Origin of the sequence: Burkholderia sp. Bp8986, from assembly GCF_003854225.1 — a bacterium.
In the GTDB taxonomy this organism is placed as follows: domain Bacteria; phylum Pseudomonadota; class Gammaproteobacteria; order Burkholderiales; family Burkholderiaceae; genus Burkholderia.
On sequence record NZ_QTQM01000016.1, the window covers coordinates 76718 to 92710 of the forward strand.

The window sequence follows — 15993 nt, forward strand, 5'->3', positions numbered from 1 at the left end:
CCGCCGGAGGCCCTGGCCGGCGGGTCCGCCACCGGAAGCCCCGCGCAACGCGCGGCCGGCCGGCAGCAGAGCCGGGTTCAGCGCCGAGCCGCGAGCGCGCCGCGCACCCTCGCCTCGTCGAACCGGTGGCGGCACACTTCCGTGCCATCCAGCAACAGCACCGGCACGTCCTCGTCGTAACGCGCAACGAGTGCCGGATCCGCATCGATGTCGACGTAGTCGACCGCGACGCCGAATTCGGCCGCCAGCGGCGCCAGCGCATCGCGCAGGTCGTCGCACAGATGGCACCAGCCGCGGCCGTAGAGCGTGAACATCGGCGCGTTACTTCTGAATCGGGCGCGGGCGCACCGGCACGAACTGCGTGTTGTCGCCGCGCCGCACCAGCACCGCGACCGCCTTCTGCGGATCGAGCTGCGCGGTCACGTCGGCGAACTGCTTCGCGCTCGTGATGTCGGTGTCGCCGACGCGCAGCACGATGTCGCCGCGCTGCAGCCCCGCTCGGGCCGCCGGGCCGTCGACGCCGTCGATCTGCACGCCGTTCTTCAGCTTCAGCGACTTCAGCTGATCCGCGGAAAGGTCGCTGACCGTCAAGCCGAGCGAATTCGCCTGGCGCGGCTTCTGCGGCGCGCTCTTGCGCTGCTCGGCCTTCGCCGTCGTCTCGGCCGGCGTCTCGGCGATCGTGATCGGCAGATCGCGCGCCTGACCCTTGCGCCATACGCTGACGGTCGCCTTGGTGCCCGGCTTCGTGTCGCCGACCATGCGCGGCAGATCCGACGCCGTATCGACCGGCCGGCCGTTGAACTTCAGGATGATGTCGCCCGGCTGGATACCGGCCTTGTCGGCCGGACCGCCCGGTTCGACGCTGCTGACGAGCGCGCCTTCCGCCTTCGGCAGCCCGATCGAGTCGGCCACGTCCTTCGTCACCTCGCCGATCGCCACCGCGATGCGGCCGCGCGTGACCTTGCCGGTCGCCTTCAGCTGGTCGGCCACGCGCATCGCCTCGTCGATCGGGATCGCGAACGAAATGCCCATGAAACCGCCGGTGCGGCTGTAGATCTGCGAGTTGATGCCGATCACCTCGCCCTGCATGTTGATCAGCGGGCCGCCCGAGTTGCCGGGGTTCACCGCGACGTCGGTCTGGATGAACGGCAGGTAATCGCCCGTGTTGCGGCTCTTCGAACTCACGATGCCGGCCGTCACGGTGTTGTCGAGGCCGAACGGCGAACCGATCGCGACGACCCACTCGCCGACGCGCACCTTGTTCGAATCGCCGATCGCGACGACCGGCAGGTTCGACGCCTGGATCTTGACGACCGCGACGTCCGTGCGGTCGTCGACGCCGATCAGCTTCGCCTTGAATTCGCGCTTGTCGGTCAGCGTCACGTAGATGGTGTCCGCGTCGTCGACGACGTGCGCGTTGGTCATCACGTAGCCGTCTGCCGACACGATGAAGCCCGAACCGACACCGCGGTTCTGTTCGGTGTCGGGCGGATTGTCCGGCGCCGGCGCGTTCTTCGGATTGCCATTACCGCCGCCACCACCGTTGCCGGGCGCCTGCGGCAGCGGAATGCCGAAGAAGCGCCGGAAGAATTCCGACATGTCGCCATTATCGAAGCCTGGCGGGAGCACGCCGCGCGGGCCGGGCGTCGGCACGTTCGCGGTGGTCCGGATGTTCACGACAGCCGGCCCGACCTTTTCGACCAGATCGGCGAAATCGGGAAGGCTGGCAGCGGGAGGCGTGACCGCGGCCGCGGTATGCGGGGCGAGCGGCAGGCAGGCACACAGCACCGCCGCCGCGAACACTTTGCGCAGCGTGAGTTTCGTCATGTCGGAAGCCGTAGCGTTACTTGGTAGGGTAGGCCCACCCTCCTTGCGGAGAGGGACCCCCCTTGGAACCGTACGTGCGAGTTTCCCCGCATACGGCTCGAGCCTACAAACAAAGTCCTAGCTATTGCAGGACCGGCTTAGTTACAGCGATTCTACCAATGTGCACCTGCTGGTGGCAGTGTTGGTGCAGCAGCACTCTGTTGGATAGCGCGTCAGAACCGCCATGCATCCGGTACTCCAGATGATGGTCGTGCCAACCCGTTTCCTCCGTCAGAGCACATCCGCAGTGCGCGCACATCCCGCCCTGCGTCATGTATAACGAGACCCACTGCCGCCGATAACGCATCGAATCCGCCATGCGTTCCTGCCGTAGTAGCTCGCTGTACTGCTCCCATTCCGGATCAAAGGGATTGAAGTCCCCCTTCACCTTCTTATGCCGCTTGATAGCCGTACCACTAATTGGGTACAGAGCAAGCAGCCCCTCACTGCCGTCATCTCGAACAGTGTGGACGGCAAATACCCACTGCTTGTCATCGACGGGATGGAAGTACTTCCTTCTCACCCAGTCGGCGCTTTTCTGCGGGTGTCGCCTCTTTGACCACCGCCAGAGCCTCCGGAACACCAGATACTCCATGCGGCTGTACGCCTGTTTGGCCACCACGGGGCTGTGATACTGCGCCCATCCCCGTAGCATCGGATTCAGCTTCTGGATCAAATCCTTCTGCTTCACCGTCTTGTTGCCGCTGATCGTTTCCGCCACCTTGCGGTAGAACGCTTTTGCGTTCTTCTTGCTCGGTTTGATGAGCAGTTTCCCCGAGTACTTCCGGAAATTCCACCCAAGGAAATCGAAACCGTCGTCAATATGAGCGATCCGTGTCTTTTCCTCGGAGAGTTGCAATCCTCGTTGTGCAAGGAATGCTTCCACCCAAGGTCGAACTTCGTTTTCCAGCACCTCTTGCGAGGCACCAGTGATCACGAAGTCATCCGCGTACCGCACCACATTCACTTTCTGTTTCTGGGTCGTCCTGACTCCTAATGTCGCACGAAGGTGCTCCATCAGTCCTCGTTCCAACCCGTTCAGCGTCACATTGGCCAACGTCGGGGAAATGATGCCTCCCTGCGGCGTACCGGCCTCCGTTGCCTGTAGCTGACCGTTGTAAATCAGGCCAGCCTTCAACCATTTGCGGAGGATCTCCTTGTCCATTGGGACATGGTTCACCAGCCAGTCATGGTTGATATGGTCAAAGCACCCTTTAATGTCTGCTTCCAGTACCCATTGGGCCGAGGCCTTCTTGGACAGAGAAACAAACAGTTGAGACATGGCGTCAGCCGTTGAGCGATTTATCCTGAACCCATACGAGTTCGGGTCGCTCGTCGATTCCGACACCGGCTCCAAGGCCAGCAGATACAAAGCTTGCATCGCTCTGTCCCGCATGGTCGGAATGCCCAGAGGGCGTAACTTCCCATTGGCCTTGGGGATAAAGACTCTCCGTAATGGCAGAGGCTTATATCCGCGCCGCTTCAACCTGCCGACAGCTTCCCATCGGCACTCAGGCGAGTCCCATAGTTCGCGATCGACTCCAGCCGTTCGCGCACCCTGGTTCTGCGTAACACGTCGTACCGCGTGCAACTTTGCGGACAACGTGCGGGTCAGCATCCGTTGCAGGGCTTTCACCCTGCGCCAGTCGCCTTCCCGCGTCGCCTTCGCAATTCGAATCTGCATCCCTCTCACGTTCCGTTCCACTCGACGCCAATCTACGGCGTACCAGTTATCCGGCGCGTGGGAAAGCGCAGATCCATCCTTTCGGACGGATACTTTCATGCTGCTCTCCTACCTTGGGGTGATCAGCCCACCAGCGGAGACACAGCTGCCCCAGCGGGGCAGATATGCCCCACTGGGGAACCACTCTTGTTCTAGGTATGGGCACGTGCGTCCATACTTCGAACCGGTACTTGCAAACGGGCACAAGTGCCCGCGTTGCACCAAGTCAAAAAGGTCTGTCAGCCGTCTTGCGACGGTAGACCAGACGGAAGTCTGCCCGCTTTCGCGTGAGGTAATGTTTCAACCTCTATGCGAGCCATTACAGCCCGCCATTCGCTTTTTCCGTCCTCCCATACCCGCACTGCCAACAGTGTTCCTCACGGTCCACCTGCCAAGCCAACTTCTCTTGGCGGCTATACGGGCTTACCGCGTTCCCGGCATGTCACACGACTGACTTAGGCCCTGCCTCTCCCCCGGCGGCTTGACGACGACGTAACCCGAGACTCCAGCGAGTTATCCAGCCGCACACCTTTTGGTTGATGCCTATCATCAGCTTTGGCATCGTAATACTGACGAGGTTTATCAGCAGTTCACTTACATTGGCCGTATCAGTCAACCTAGCTCCTTGACCCCTTGCTGCTAGGGATCTCCAAATAGTGATCTCACAATCACTACCTGCCCGAGACTTCCGGGGGCTACGTTGTCAGAGAAGCTTCACACCCCACCGTTACCAGTGGCGCATGTCCTCCTAGGTTACTGCTGGTCGCACAGCAGGTTCACTGCACCCACCCATCAACTGGTGAGGCCGAACAATGACACACCGAGCATTCGCTCGACCAGATACGTACCCCGCATCCGGAAGCTACGGGGAAATTGCAAACACCAATCCGCTTTGTTAGCGGATTTGACGCCGCTAACAAGGCGGAACCTGACGGTAATCAGGCTAATGCAGATGCGATAAACGGTTAGCTGCAACCGCTTTTCGCCTACGGTGAGTTCCGGCGTACAACTGCCAGTTCCCACTTCTCAAAAATAGTGACCAGAGGTCACTCTATGGTCGGCTCATCGCCGACAGTCGATGCGACTCGCGTCGCACGAAGCCTTGTATTCTATGGCAGACGCGAACTGCTGCAACGTGGCCGGCGGCACTTCGCCGAGCACGGTGATCCAGTAGTCGCCGCGACGCTTCACGAGCACGTGGGTCGCGCCGGTGCTGCCCGCGCCTTCCTTGCGCGTATTCTTTTCGGCCGGCTCGATGAAGACGGAGATCGTCGCGAGGCCGTCCGTGAAGACGGCCTGGTCGACCGGAATCGGAGGATCACCGGCGTCGCGCGCGGCCATCGGCCGGCGCACCTCGCGAATCTTCCGGAAGCCGGCGATGGTCGGCGCGATCTGCCAGCCCTGCGCCTCCATGTCGACCGCCGCGACCGGCGGGCGGACCACCGTCCAGCCGCTCAGGTTGCGCATGCCGGCCGCGATCGCGGATTTGTCACCGGTCGCGCCGCCCGTCTGCAGCTGCGAAAACGCGACCTGCTCGAGCACGTGATCGCTCGCATCGAGCGTCTGTGAACGCAGCAGCAGCCCGGTGCGGGTGTCGGCCCACAGCTTGTAGGTGAAGCGGTACGCGTCCTTCGGCACGAGCTCGACCACCTGTGCGTCGATCCCGGCCACACGGTCCTTGCCGAGCAGCTTCGCGTCGTAGACGGACATCACGTGCTCGCCGCCGGCACCGAGCAGCGCGGGGAACGAATCGCGCGTCTGGCGGCGCTCGACCACGCACAGCTTGCGCTCGGGCACGAACGTGTACAGCTCGTCGTTATGCCGCAGCACCTTGCGCGGCTTGCCGTCGAGCGACTCGATCCGCTCGAACTCGCCGTCGCGGGACGCCACATGCGCGATGCGCGACGACTGGACATACCCGCCGCGCTGGTAGACGAACGTACCCTCGTAGCTCTGCTGCTGCGCCGCCTGCTGGATGCGGTCGAGCCAGTCCGCCGCACCCTTGCGGGTCGCGACGGGATCGTCCGGTTGCTGGGCGCTGGCAGGCAGGGATTGAACGGACAACAGGGCGGCTGCGCAAAGCAGGAGAGCCGGCAGCCGCTTCCATCCGGAGATGGCGTGATTCAACTGCAATGTCCGCATCGGGTTTATTGGCCTGGCGTGGTGGTCACGGCAGCGCGGATCAGCGGCATCGAGCCCGTGACGACGGGCTGCTGCGCGAATTGCTGATGCGCTTCAAGGTATTGGTCGAGACTTGCGTCGCGGATGATGTTGACGTCCTGCAGGCCCGGCTGCGCGGATGCCTGTGCAACCGTCACGCGCTGCAGGTTGCCGCTCTGCGGCGCGCCTGCCGATGCGACCTGGACGGCGCCCGGCACACCCGCCGTCTGCATCTGCGGGACGACGATCCACGTCAGCGTGGCTGCCGCGGCGGCCACCGCGAACGCGGGCACGACACGCCGGCGCAGCGACAGCAGCTTGCGCGCGACCGGCGCGGCGGCCGGCGCGAGCAGGTGCGGCTCGCTTTCGAGCGCGGCGGACATGCGCGCGGTGAACGCGACGCTCAGCGCGGGCGACAGCGCGAGCTCGTCCGAGCGCAGCGCATCGCCGATCAGGTGGTAATGGGCCCACGCAGCGCGATCCGCGCGGTCGAGCTCAGCCAGAAACTGCCCGTGATCCGGGCCGTCGAACAGTTCACCGTCGACCAGAGCGGAAAGGCGCTCGCCGCGCGAGCACGCTTGCGACTGCGTATTGACCGACCCCATGATGCTCCCCATCTTGCACACACCCCGTCGTGATTTCACGACTCTATCCGTAATAGACCCCGACCCGCGTCGTTGCGCCCGCCGCGCTTACCAGCGCTTGCCTTCGGGCGTATCGAGCAGCGGACGCAATTTCGCAGCGATTGCCTCGCGCGCCCTGAAGATCCGCGACCGGACCGTCCCGATCGGACAATCCATCATTTCCGCGATCTCTTCGTAGCTCAAGCCTTCGATCTCGCGCAGCGTAATCGCCTGGCGCAGCTCTTCGGGCAGGACGGCCATTGCAGCGTTGACCGTCTCGGCAATCTGCTTGCTCATCAACATCGACTCAGGCGTGTTGATATCCCTTAGTTGGTCTGCGTCGGAGAAAGTTTCCGCTTCCTCGGCATCGGCCTCGGTGGAGGTCGGTGCCCGCCGGCCCTGCGTCGCAAGGTAGTTCTTCGCCGTATTGACGGCAATCCGGTACAACCACGTGTAGAACGCCGACTCGCCGCGAAATTGCGGCAGCGCACGATACGCCTTGATGAACGCGTCCTGGGCCACATCCTCGACCTCGGCGGGATCCCGCACGAGGCGCGAGATCAGCCGAATGATCTTGCGGTGGTATTTGGAGACCAGGAGTTCGAACGCTGCCTTGTCGCCTTTCTGTACGCGCTCGACCAGAGCCTGATCGATTTCTTTTTCACTCACCTGACAAATCCGTTAACTAGGGATGCAACGCGGAGCGTTATTGTAGCGTTCCGGCGCCGGCCGCTGGTTACGGCTGGTAACCGCGCCGCCGTCATGCCCGCCCCGCCGTGCCCGCGGTACGCGCCAGCACGGACAGCGCGCTGAACGACGCGGTGTCGAGCGCATCGGCCGGAATCAGCAACGGCCGCGCGCGCCGGGCGCCCTGCCCGACCGACAGCACGAGCAGCAGGCTGCTCCAGTGTGCATGACCCGTCACGCGGCCCCGGGCCAGCAAGCGCCCGGTGCGGCCAAACGCCGCAATCTCCCCGAATGCATCGATCCGCAACTCGGCCGGCAGCCGGCGGGCACAGGCTCGCGCGGCGCACACGGCAAGCAGCGCGGCCGTCGCCGCCGACACGCACGCGCCGGCAGCGGCACCGGCCCGCGGCGCCCAGAACAGGTACGCGGAGACGGCCGCCGCCGCGACGAACGCGGCCAGCACCACATACGACACGGCCGAGGCCCGCAATGCAAAGCATTGCGGACGCCCGGCCGGAGCATCGAATGGACTCGTCAAGCGATTTCAGCGTCAGACGCGCTTGAACACCAGCGTGCCGTTGGTACCGCCGAAGCCGAAGTTGTTCTTCACGGCCACGTCGATCTTCATGTCACGCGCGGTGTTCGCGCAGTAGTCGAGATCGCACTCGGGGTCCTGATTGAAGATGTTGATGGTCGGCGGCGACACGTTGTTGTGCAGCGCCAGCACCGTGAACACCGACTCGAGGCCGCCCGCGCCACCCAGCAGGTGACCCGTCATCGACTTCGTCGAGTTCACCACGAGCTTGTACGCGTGCTCGCCGAATGCCGCCTTCACCGCATCGGACTCGTTCTTGTCGCCGAGCTGCGTCGACGTGCCGTGCGCGTTCAGGTACTGGACCTCGTCCGCGTTCACGCCGGCGTCGCGCAGTGCCGCGACCATGCAGCGGCGAGGACCGTCCATGTTCGGCGCGGTCATGTGGTACGCATCGCCCGTCATGCCGAAGCCCGAGACCTCCGCATAGATCTTCGCGCCGCGTGCCTTCGCCGCCTCGTATTCCTCGAGCACCATCACGCCTGCACCCTCGCCCAGCACGAAGCCGTCACGGTCCTTGTCCCACGGACGGGACGCGGTGGCCGGATCGTCGTTGCGGGTCGACAGCGCGCGCGCGGCCGCGAAACCGCCGATGCCCAGCGGCGACACCGTCGATTCGGCGCCGCCCGCGACCATCACGTCGGCGTCGCCGGCCTGAATCAGGCGCGCCGCGAGGCCGATGCTGTGCAGACCGGTCGTGCAGGCCGTCACGGCCGCGAGGTTCGGGCCCTTCAGGCCGAACATGATGCTCAGGTGACCCGAGATCATGTTGATGATCGAACCCGGCACGAAGAACGGGGAAATCCGGCGCGGGCCGCGATCGACGTAGGTCTGGTGCGTGTCTTCGATCATCGGCAGGCCGCCGATACCGGAGCCGACCAGCACGCCGATGCGTTCCGCATTGGCTTCGTTCACTTCGAGGCCGCTGTCCCGGATCGCCTGGACGCCGGCTGCGATGCCGTAATGGATGAACGTATCCATGTTGCGGGCTTCCTTCGCCGGGATGTACTCCTCGGCGCTGAAACCCTTCACTTCGCCCGCGAAATGGCAGGCGAGGTTCGACGCATCGAACTTCGTGACGGTGGCGATACCGGACTTGCCGGCGACGAGATTGGCCCAGCCGTCGGCAACATTATTGCCAACAGGCGAAATCAGCCCCAGGCCTGTAACAACAACACGACGGCGGCTCACGGTAACCTCTTTTCCATTATTGGATGACAAAAACAAAAGCCACAGTGGCCACAGGAACCAGCCCTGCGAGCCCTGTGGCTGTTAGTCCGTCCGGCACGAAGCCGGCAGGATGGCGCGTCAATCGCGAAGATCGCGGCGACGTGGCGGACAAGCGCGAAAGGCGCTTACGCCTTGACGTTTGCGCGAGCGTAGTCGATCGCTTGCTGAACGGTCGTGATCTTCTCTGCTTCTTCGTCCGGGATTTCCATGCCGAACTCGTCTTCCAGAGCCATCACCAGTTCGACCGTGTCGAGCGAATCCGCGCCCAGATCGTTCACGAACGATGCCTCGTTCTTGATCTCGGCTTCCGCGACGCCCAGTTGCTCAGCGACGATCTTCTTGACACGTTGTTCGATGTTATCCATTACCCCTCCGAGGGAAAGTTCAGATTTACAAGTGCGCGCATTTTATCAGGTTTGCTGACGGCAAAACGCGCGTTGGCTTGATGGTCGATCAAGCACCGATCCGCCTGAAAAACGGGATACGGCGCGGATGGTAAACGAAAACCGTTACGACATGTACATGCCGCCGTTCACGTGCAGCGTCGTGCCGGTGATATAACCGGCCTGCGGCGATGCGAGGAACGCGACGGCATGGGCGATGTCTGCCGGGCTGCCGAGGCGGCCGAGCGGAATCTGGGTCTTGAGCGCGGCCTGCTGTTCTTCCGGCAGCGTCTTCGTCATGTCGGTGTCGATGAAGCCCGGCGCGACGCAGTTCACCGTGATGCCACGGCTGCCGATTTCACGTGCAAGCGCACGCGTCATGCCCGCGACGCCGGCCTTCGCGGCCGCGTAGTTGACCTGGCCCGGGTTGCCGGCCGAGCCGACCACCGACGTGATGTTGATGATGCGGCCGCCGCGGGCCTTCATCATCGGGCGCAGCACCGCGCGCGACAGGCGGAACACCGACTTCAGGTTGGTGTCGATCACCGCATCCCAGTCCTCGTCCTTCATCCGCATCGCGAGCTGGTCCTGCGTGATCCCCGCGTTGTTGACGAGCACGTGGAGCGCGCCGAATTCCTTCACGGTCGCGTCGATCAGCGCTTCGGCTGCCGCCGCGTCGTTGACGTTCAGCACCGCGCCGCGGCCCGTCACGCCCGCTTCCGCGAACCCGGCGGTAATCGCGGCGGCGCCCGATTCGCTCGTCGCCGTGCCGATCACCGTCGCGCCCAGGCGCGCGAGTTCGAGCGCGATCGCCCGGCCGATGCCGCGCGATGCGCCGGTCACGATCGCGACCTGTTTATCGAGAGTCTTTTCCATGAATCGAATATCCGTCTCTTGAGGAAAGGCGCCGCGTCAGGCGGTCGCCAGCTTCAGTGCTTCGTCGAGCGAAGCCGGATCGAACACCGATGCGCCGACCAGGTTGCCGTCGATGCGCTTCGTCAGGCCTGCCAGCACCTTGCCCGGACCGCATTCGATCACGTGCGTGACGCCCGTGCCCGCGATGTGCCGCACGCATTCGACCCAGCGCACCGGGCCCGCGGCCTGGCGCACCAGCGCGTCCTTGATCGCGGCCGGATCGCTGACCACCGCGACGTCGATGTTGTTGACGACCGGAATCTGCGGCGCCTTCACGTCGACGTTCGCCAGATAGTCGCGCAACTGGTCCGACGCCGGCTTGAGCAGCGACGAATGGAACGGCGCCGATACCGGCAGCGGCAGCGCGCGTTTCGCGCCCTTCGCCTTCGCGATCTCGCAGGCCTTCTCGACGGCCGCCTTCGCGCCCGCGATCACGACCTGCGCCGGCGCGTTGAAGTTCACCGCTTCGACGATGCCCGCTTCCGCGGCTTCGGCGCACACGGCGCGCACCATGTCGTCATCGAGACCCAGGATCGCCGCCATGCCGCCCTGGCCGACCGGCACGGCCGTCTGCATCGCCTGCGCGCGGAAGCGCACGAGCGGCACCGCGTCCTTGAACGCGATCGCGCCCGCGGCGACGAGCGCCGTGTATTCGCCGAGGCTATGGCCCGCGACGATCGACGGTGCCGGACCGCCGGCCTGCTGCCATGCGCGATAGCACGCGTAGGCGGCCGTCAGCATCACGGGCTGCGTGTTGGTGGTCAGATTCAGCTCTTCGGCCGGACCTTCGGCGATCAGCTTGCCGAGATCCTGATTGAGTGCATCGGATGCTTCCTGGAGCGTCTCGCGCACGACGGCGAGATCGGCGAATGCGTTGAGCATGCCGACCGACTGCGAGCCCTGCCCCGGAAAAACGAATGCGAATTTCATATCGTCCCCAATTGAATCGATTCGGACGGCGCGCACGAACGGCGCGCCGGTTCGGGATCCGCGCGCAGCAATTGCGCGCCGCGGATCAGTAGCGGAAGACGGACGCGCCCCACGTGAAGCCGCCGCCGACGCCTTCGATCAGCACGTGCTGACCGCGCTGGATGCGGCCGTCACGCACCGCGGCGTCGAGCGCCAGCGGGATCGACGCAGCCGACGTGTTGCCGTGCTGGTCGACCGTCACGACCATGCGCTCCTGCGGCAGGCCGAGCTTGCGGCAGGTGCTGGTCATGATGCGGATGTTGGCCTGGTGCGGAATCAGCCAGTCGACCTGCTCGGGCGCGAGATTCGCCTTGGCGAGCGCCTCGATCGCGACCTTTTCGAGCACGTTGACCGCGAGCTTGAACACGGCCTGCCCATCCATGTACAGGAACGCGCTGCCGTCGATCACACCGCGATTGACGTTGCCCGGCGTGCAGAGGATGTTCGAATAGCTGCCGTCCGCGTGCAGCGCGCTGCCGAGCACGCCCGGCTCTTCCGAGGCGGACAGGATCACCGCGCCCGCGCCGTCGCCGAACAGCACGCAGGTCGTGCGGTCCTTGAAATCGAGAATGCGCGAGAACGTCTCCGCGCCGACGATGAGCGCCGTGCGGTGCTGGCCGCTGCGGATGAAGCTGTCGGCCGTCGCCATCGCATAGGCGAAGCCCGAGCACACGGCCTGCACGTCGAATGCCGCGCCGCCGTTCTTGATGCCGAGCTTGTTCTGCAGCAGGCAAGCCGTGCTGGGGAACACGAAATCGGGGGTCGAAGTCGCGACGATGATCAGGTCGATCGACTGCGGATCGATATCGGCCGCCTCGATCGCACGGCGCGCCGCTTCGAGCGCGAGATCGCTCGTCGTGACGTCCGGTGCGGCGAAATGGCGCGCATGGATGCCCGTGCGCGCAACGATCCACTCATCGCTCGTCTCGATGCCTTCCTTCGCGAGACGGTCGGCGAGCTGCTGGTTCGTGACCCGGTCGGGCGGCAGGTAGCTGCCCGTGCCGAGCACGCGGGAATAGAGAGTCGATTGGGCCATTTATGCTTTAGAGGATTGCGCAGCGGAAGGTTCGGCGTGGTGGCCTGCGGCCGGGCTCGTCGGGCCTGCGCCGCCCGCGTCGTGTTCGCCGTCGCCGAGCGACACCGAATTGTCCGCCATCGCACGCGTGAGGCGCTCCAGCACGCCGTTTTTGACGGCATCATAACCCCGTTTGATCGCCCACTCAAACGCGTAGGCGTCGGCCGAACCGTGGCTTTTGATCACGAGGCTCTTCAGCCCCAGCAGCGCCGCGCCGTTGTACTGGCGGTGATCGACGCGCTTCTTGAAACGCATCAGCACCGGCAGCGCGAGCAGCGCCATCAGCTTCGACATCAGCGACCGGCCGAACTCCTCGCGGATGATGTCGGACAGCATCTGCGCGAGCCCTTCGGACGTCTTCAGCGCGACGTTGCCGACGAAGCCGTCGCAGACGATCACGTCGACCGTGCCTTTGTAGATGTCGTTGCCTTCGACGTTGCCACGGAAATTCAGCGTGCTGGCGCGCAGCAGTTCGCCGGCGCGCTTGATGGTCTCGTTGCCCTTGATGACCTCTTCGCCGATGTTCAGCAGGCCGATCGTCGGACGCTCCTTGCCTTCGAGCGCGGCGACGAGCGCGTGCCCCATCTCCGCGAACTGCAGCAGGTGCTGCGGCTCGCAGTCGACGTTCGCGCCGAGGTCCAGCATCATCGTGTAGCCGGTCGGGTTCGGCAGCGCGAACGCGATCGCAGGCCGCTCGATGCCGGGCAGCGTCTTGAGCACATAACGGGAAACGGCCATCAGCGCGCCGGTGTTGCCGGCGGAAATACAGGCCTGGGCCGCGCCTTCCTTGACGTGGTTGAGCGCGACACGCATCGAAGAATCCTTCTTCTTGCGCAGCGCCACTTCAACCGGGTCGTCCATCGCCACGACTTCGGTGGCGGGCACGATGGTCAGCGCGGGATCGTCGAGGGCTTTCAGCTTTTTCAGCTGAGCGCGGATCGCGCTTTCGATGCCGACGAGCATCAGGTGCGCATCGGGATGCGCGCGGACGAACTTGACTGCCGCGGGAACGGTCACGGACGGGCCGTGGTCGCCTCCCATGCAATCGATTGTGAGCTTTACGGTCATGGAATGCGACGAATTTCAGGCACAAAAAAGCGGCAGTTGAATGCCGCCTTTTTGTTGAGCCAGGAAAGTGTCAAGCGAACCAGTTGTCACGCGAACGGCGATCGTAGCGCGCAACGCGTGACTTGACGCTTAGTCGTTCTTCGTCTTGACGACTTTCTTGCCGCGATAGTAGCCGTTCGGGCTGACGTGGTGACGCAGGTGCACTTCACCCGTGCTCGGCTCGACTGCCAGCGGCGCTGCCGTCAGGAAATCGTGCGAACGATGCATGCCGCGCTTCGACGGCGACTTCTTGTTTTGCTGGACTGCCATGACTAACTCCTAAATAATTTTCCGGATTCTAACACAGCCCGATCCGGCGCTTAACTACCCTGGCCCAAAGCCCTTACGCCTTCCCGCGCCACAACTGCTTAGTGTTTCTTGCTGCCGTCCCCGTCCTTCTTCAGCGCTTCCAGCGCTGCGAACGGATTCGGCCGTTTGCCCTCGTCCTCGTCTTCGGCGGACTCGTCGTCCGCGTCTTCCGAAGGACCGCTCGCACCCGACACGAGGCTTTCGTGAACTGCCGGGCAAACCTCGTGCTTGGGCACGAGCGGCAACGAAAGCAGCAACTCCTCTTCGATCAAGTCGACGAGATCGAACTGGCGTGAGCCCACGATCACATCGGCTTCATCGTCGTCGAGCGGAAATTCTTCAGCTTCTTCTTCGGTCGCAACGACCCGGTACGTCATGTCGACGTCGAACGTCTGGTCGTACGGGGTCATGCAGCGCTGACACGTGAGCCACGCATGGCCATGCACCGCGAGGCGCAGATACGGCTGCTGCCCATCGGCGCCGTCGTCCTGCAACTCCTTCTGGGTGAACCCTTCGGCCTGCCACGTGAAGACCGTGTCGCGATCGGGCGCGTCCGCCGGCACTTCGTTCAGCATGCGCGGCAGTTGCGACAGGCGCACGGCACCCGCTGCCTGCCGCCCGCTGCGGGCGAATTCGAACAGATCGACCGCGTGCGGATCAAGCGCTGCCGCAGGCTTGCCAGAAGAAGTGTTCATGTTGCGCTCCTGCCTACAGGCTGACTTGCGGGATCCGGCTTGCTGGCGCCACTCATTTGACGCCGCGCACGTACGCGATCCACGCCACGTACGCCTCGCACGATTACGTACTTTACTTCCGAAGACCCGGCAGGCGCCACCACCGCGGAAAGCCTGCCGACGAAAAGCGGGAAAGCATACCTGTTTTACCTTTTGCGGTCAATCACTTATGCTTGCGCCCTTGCAACACCGCGCCACACCCGACGACTCACCGACCCAACCGACCATGCCGGATACCGTTTGCCGCCCGCCGCGGCTGATTCTCGCCTCCAGTTCCCGCTACCGCCGCGCGCTCCTCGAGCGCCTCGGCCTGCCGTTCGACGTCGTGTCGCCCGACCTCGACGAAACCCCGCTCGCGGGCGAAGCGCCGGCCGCGACCGCGCTGCGCCTCGCCGGTGCGAAGGCGCGCGCGGTCGCGGCGACGATCGACGCGCCGGACGGCGTGCTCGTGATCGGGTCGGACCAGGTCGCGACGTTCGACGGCCACCAGATCGGCAAGCCCGGCACGCACGAGCGCGCGCTCGCGCAGCTGCTGTCGATGCAGGGCCGCGACGTCGAATTCCACAGCGCGCTCAGCCTTTACGACAGCCGCACCGGCGAAACGCAGAGCGAGGACGTCGTCACACACGTGCGCTTTCGCTCGCTGCCCGAAGCCGAACTCGATGCGTACCTGCGCGCGGAAACGCCGTACGACGTCGCCGGCAGCGCGAAGTCCGAAGGGCTCGGCATCGCGCTGCTGGATGCCATCGACTCCGACGACCCGACGGCGCTCGTCGGCCTGCCGCTGATCGCGCTCACGCGGATGCTGCGCGCCGTCGGTTATCCGCTGTTCGCCGCACCCCAAGGAGACCGCGCATGACCGCCGGCACGCTCTATCTCGTCCCGAACACGCTCGGCGAGGGCGACGCATCGATGCTCGCCGCCGTACTGCCGGCCGCCGTGCAGGCGCGCGCCGGCACACTCGGCTATTACATCGGCGAAAACGCGAAAACGACCCGCGCGTTCCTGAAGAAGATCGGCACGACGCGGCCGATCCAGGAAATCGAGATCAGCGAACTGAACGTCAATACGCCGGCCGGCGCCATCGACCGGCTGCTCGCGCCCATACTGGCCGGCGCGGACGCCGGCCTCGTGTCGGAGGCCGGCTGCCCGGCCGTCGCCGATCCGGGCGCGCTGCTGGTGCGCCGCGCGCACGAGCGCGGCGTGAAGGTCGTGCCGCTCGTCGGGCCGAGTTCGATCCTGCTCGCGTTGATGGCGTCGGGCCTGAACGGCCAGAGTTTCGCGTTCAACGGCTACCTGCCGGTCGATGCGGCCGCACGTGCGAAGCGCTTGCGCGAACTTGAGCAACTGTCACGCAAGGCGCGCCAGACGCAGATCTTCATCGAGACGCCGTACCGGAACCAGGCGATGCTGGATACGCTGGTCGCGACCTGCGCGCCGTCGACGCAAATCTGCGTCGCGGCCGACCTGACCCTCGAGACCGAGACGATCGCCAGCCGCTCCGTGGCGGACTGGAAAAAGACGCCTGCGCCGAATCTGCAGAAGCGCCCCGCCATCTTCCTGCTGCTCGCGAACTGAAGCCGGCGGCCGCGCGACACGGGGCGCCCTGCCCCGTTCGCC

Annotated in this window: 17 protein-coding genes; 2 read left to right on the forward strand and 15 right to left on the reverse strand. The window is 64.6% G+C overall.

The genetic code is table 11. From position 1 onward, the window contains the following. Window positions 1-77 precede the first annotated feature (77 nt). The 15 genes from DID99_RS16700 to DID99_RS16770 all read right to left on the reverse strand — a co-directional run bounded on the left by DID99_RS16700 (window position 78) and on the right by DID99_RS16770 (window position 14334). Complete coding sequence (locus DID99_RS16700; protein ID WP_124487454.1) at window positions 78-314, reverse strand: glutaredoxin family protein; 237 nt, start codon at window positions 312-314, stop codon at window positions 78-80. A 7-nt stretch (window positions 315-321) separates the two neighbouring features. Beyond that, window positions 322-1827 (reverse strand): DegQ family serine endoprotease, encoded by a 1506-nt coding sequence (locus DID99_RS16705; RefSeq protein WP_124571074.1) that lies wholly within the window; start codon window positions 1825-1827, stop codon window positions 322-324. Between the two features lie 121 nt (window positions 1828-1948). Beyond that, window positions 1949-3649 (reverse strand): group II intron reverse transcriptase/maturase, encoded by a 1701-nt coding sequence (gene ltrA / locus DID99_RS16710; protein WP_062884674.1) that lies wholly within the window; start codon window positions 3647-3649, stop codon window positions 1949-1951. Between the two features lie 1002 nt (window positions 3650-4651). After that, window positions 4652-5731: a MucB/RseB C-terminal domain-containing protein gene (locus tag DID99_RS16715; protein ID WP_124667183.1), complete on the reverse strand. Its 1080-nt coding sequence runs from the start codon at window positions 5729-5731 to the stop codon at window positions 4652-4654. A gap of 5 nt (window positions 5732-5736) precedes the next feature. Next, entirely contained in the window at window positions 5737-6354 is a 618-nt protein-coding gene (locus tag DID99_RS16720; protein ID WP_124487502.1) for a sigma-E factor negative regulatory protein, read from the reverse strand. Between the two features lie 87 nt (window positions 6355-6441). Continuing rightward, entirely contained in the window at window positions 6442-7041 is a 600-nt protein-coding gene (gene rpoE / locus DID99_RS16725; RefSeq protein WP_006752490.1) for an RNA polymerase sigma factor RpoE, read from the reverse strand. A 91-nt stretch (window positions 7042-7132) separates the two neighbouring features. Continuing rightward, on the reverse strand, window positions 7133-7597 hold the full coding sequence (locus DID99_RS16730) for a hypothetical protein (RefSeq protein ID WP_124487457.1): 465 nt from the start codon (window positions 7595-7597) through the stop codon (window positions 7133-7135). 12 nt (window positions 7598-7609) lie between these two features. Continuing rightward, window positions 7610-8842: a beta-ketoacyl-ACP synthase II gene (gene fabF, locus DID99_RS16735; protein WP_044844772.1), complete on the reverse strand. Its 1233-nt coding sequence runs from the start codon at window positions 8840-8842 to the stop codon at window positions 7610-7612. A 164-nt stretch (window positions 8843-9006) separates the two neighbouring features. Then, a complete protein-coding gene (acpP, locus tag DID99_RS16740; protein ID WP_004197638.1) occupies window positions 9007-9246 on the reverse strand; it encodes an acyl carrier protein in 240 nt (79 codons plus the stop codon). A 144-nt stretch (window positions 9247-9390) separates the two neighbouring features. Then, a complete protein-coding gene (fabG, locus tag DID99_RS16745; protein ID WP_044844773.1) occupies window positions 9391-10140 on the reverse strand; it encodes a 3-oxoacyl-ACP reductase FabG in 750 nt (249 codons plus the stop codon). A gap of 36 nt (window positions 10141-10176) precedes the next feature. Continuing rightward, the gene (gene fabD / locus DID99_RS16750; RefSeq protein WP_124571076.1) at window positions 10177-11109 is read right to left on the reverse strand and encodes an ACP S-malonyltransferase; all 933 of its coding nucleotides are present in this window, start codon (window positions 11107-11109) and stop codon (window positions 10177-10179) included. Between the two features lie 85 nt (window positions 11110-11194). Next, window positions 11195-12184, reverse strand: a complete 990-nt coding sequence (locus DID99_RS16755) for a beta-ketoacyl-ACP synthase III (RefSeq protein WP_044844775.1) — start codon at window positions 12182-12184, stop codon at window positions 11195-11197. After that, window positions 12185-13291 carry a phosphate acyltransferase PlsX gene (plsX, locus tag DID99_RS16760; protein ID WP_044844776.1) on the reverse strand — a complete coding sequence of 369 codons (1107 nt, stop codon included), beginning with the start codon at window positions 13289-13291 and terminating at the stop codon, window positions 12185-12187. A 129-nt stretch (window positions 13292-13420) separates the two neighbouring features. After that, window positions 13421-13600 carry a 50S ribosomal protein L32 gene (gene rpmF, locus DID99_RS16765; RefSeq protein WP_006051932.1) on the reverse strand — a complete coding sequence of 60 codons (180 nt, stop codon included), beginning with the start codon at window positions 13598-13600 and terminating at the stop codon, window positions 13421-13423. Window positions 13601-13698: 98 nt separating this feature from the next. Next, window positions 13699-14334, reverse strand: a complete 636-nt coding sequence (locus DID99_RS16770; RefSeq protein ID WP_044844777.1) for a DUF177 domain-containing protein — start codon at window positions 14332-14334, stop codon at window positions 13699-13701. A 265-nt stretch (window positions 14335-14599) separates the two neighbouring features. Here DID99_RS16770 and DID99_RS16775 point away from each other — a divergent pair, with 265 nt between their 5' ends. Then, a complete protein-coding gene (locus DID99_RS16775; protein ID WP_124487459.1) occupies window positions 14600-15232 on the forward strand; it encodes a Maf-like protein in 633 nt (210 codons plus the stop codon). Continuing rightward, complete coding sequence (locus tag DID99_RS16780) at window positions 15229-15951, forward strand: SAM-dependent methyltransferase (protein ID WP_124487460.1); 723 nt, start codon at window positions 15229-15231, stop codon at window positions 15949-15951. Before DID99_RS16775 ends, DID99_RS16780 begins: the two co-directional genes overlap by 4 nt. Window positions 15952-15993: the final 42 nt, after the last annotated feature.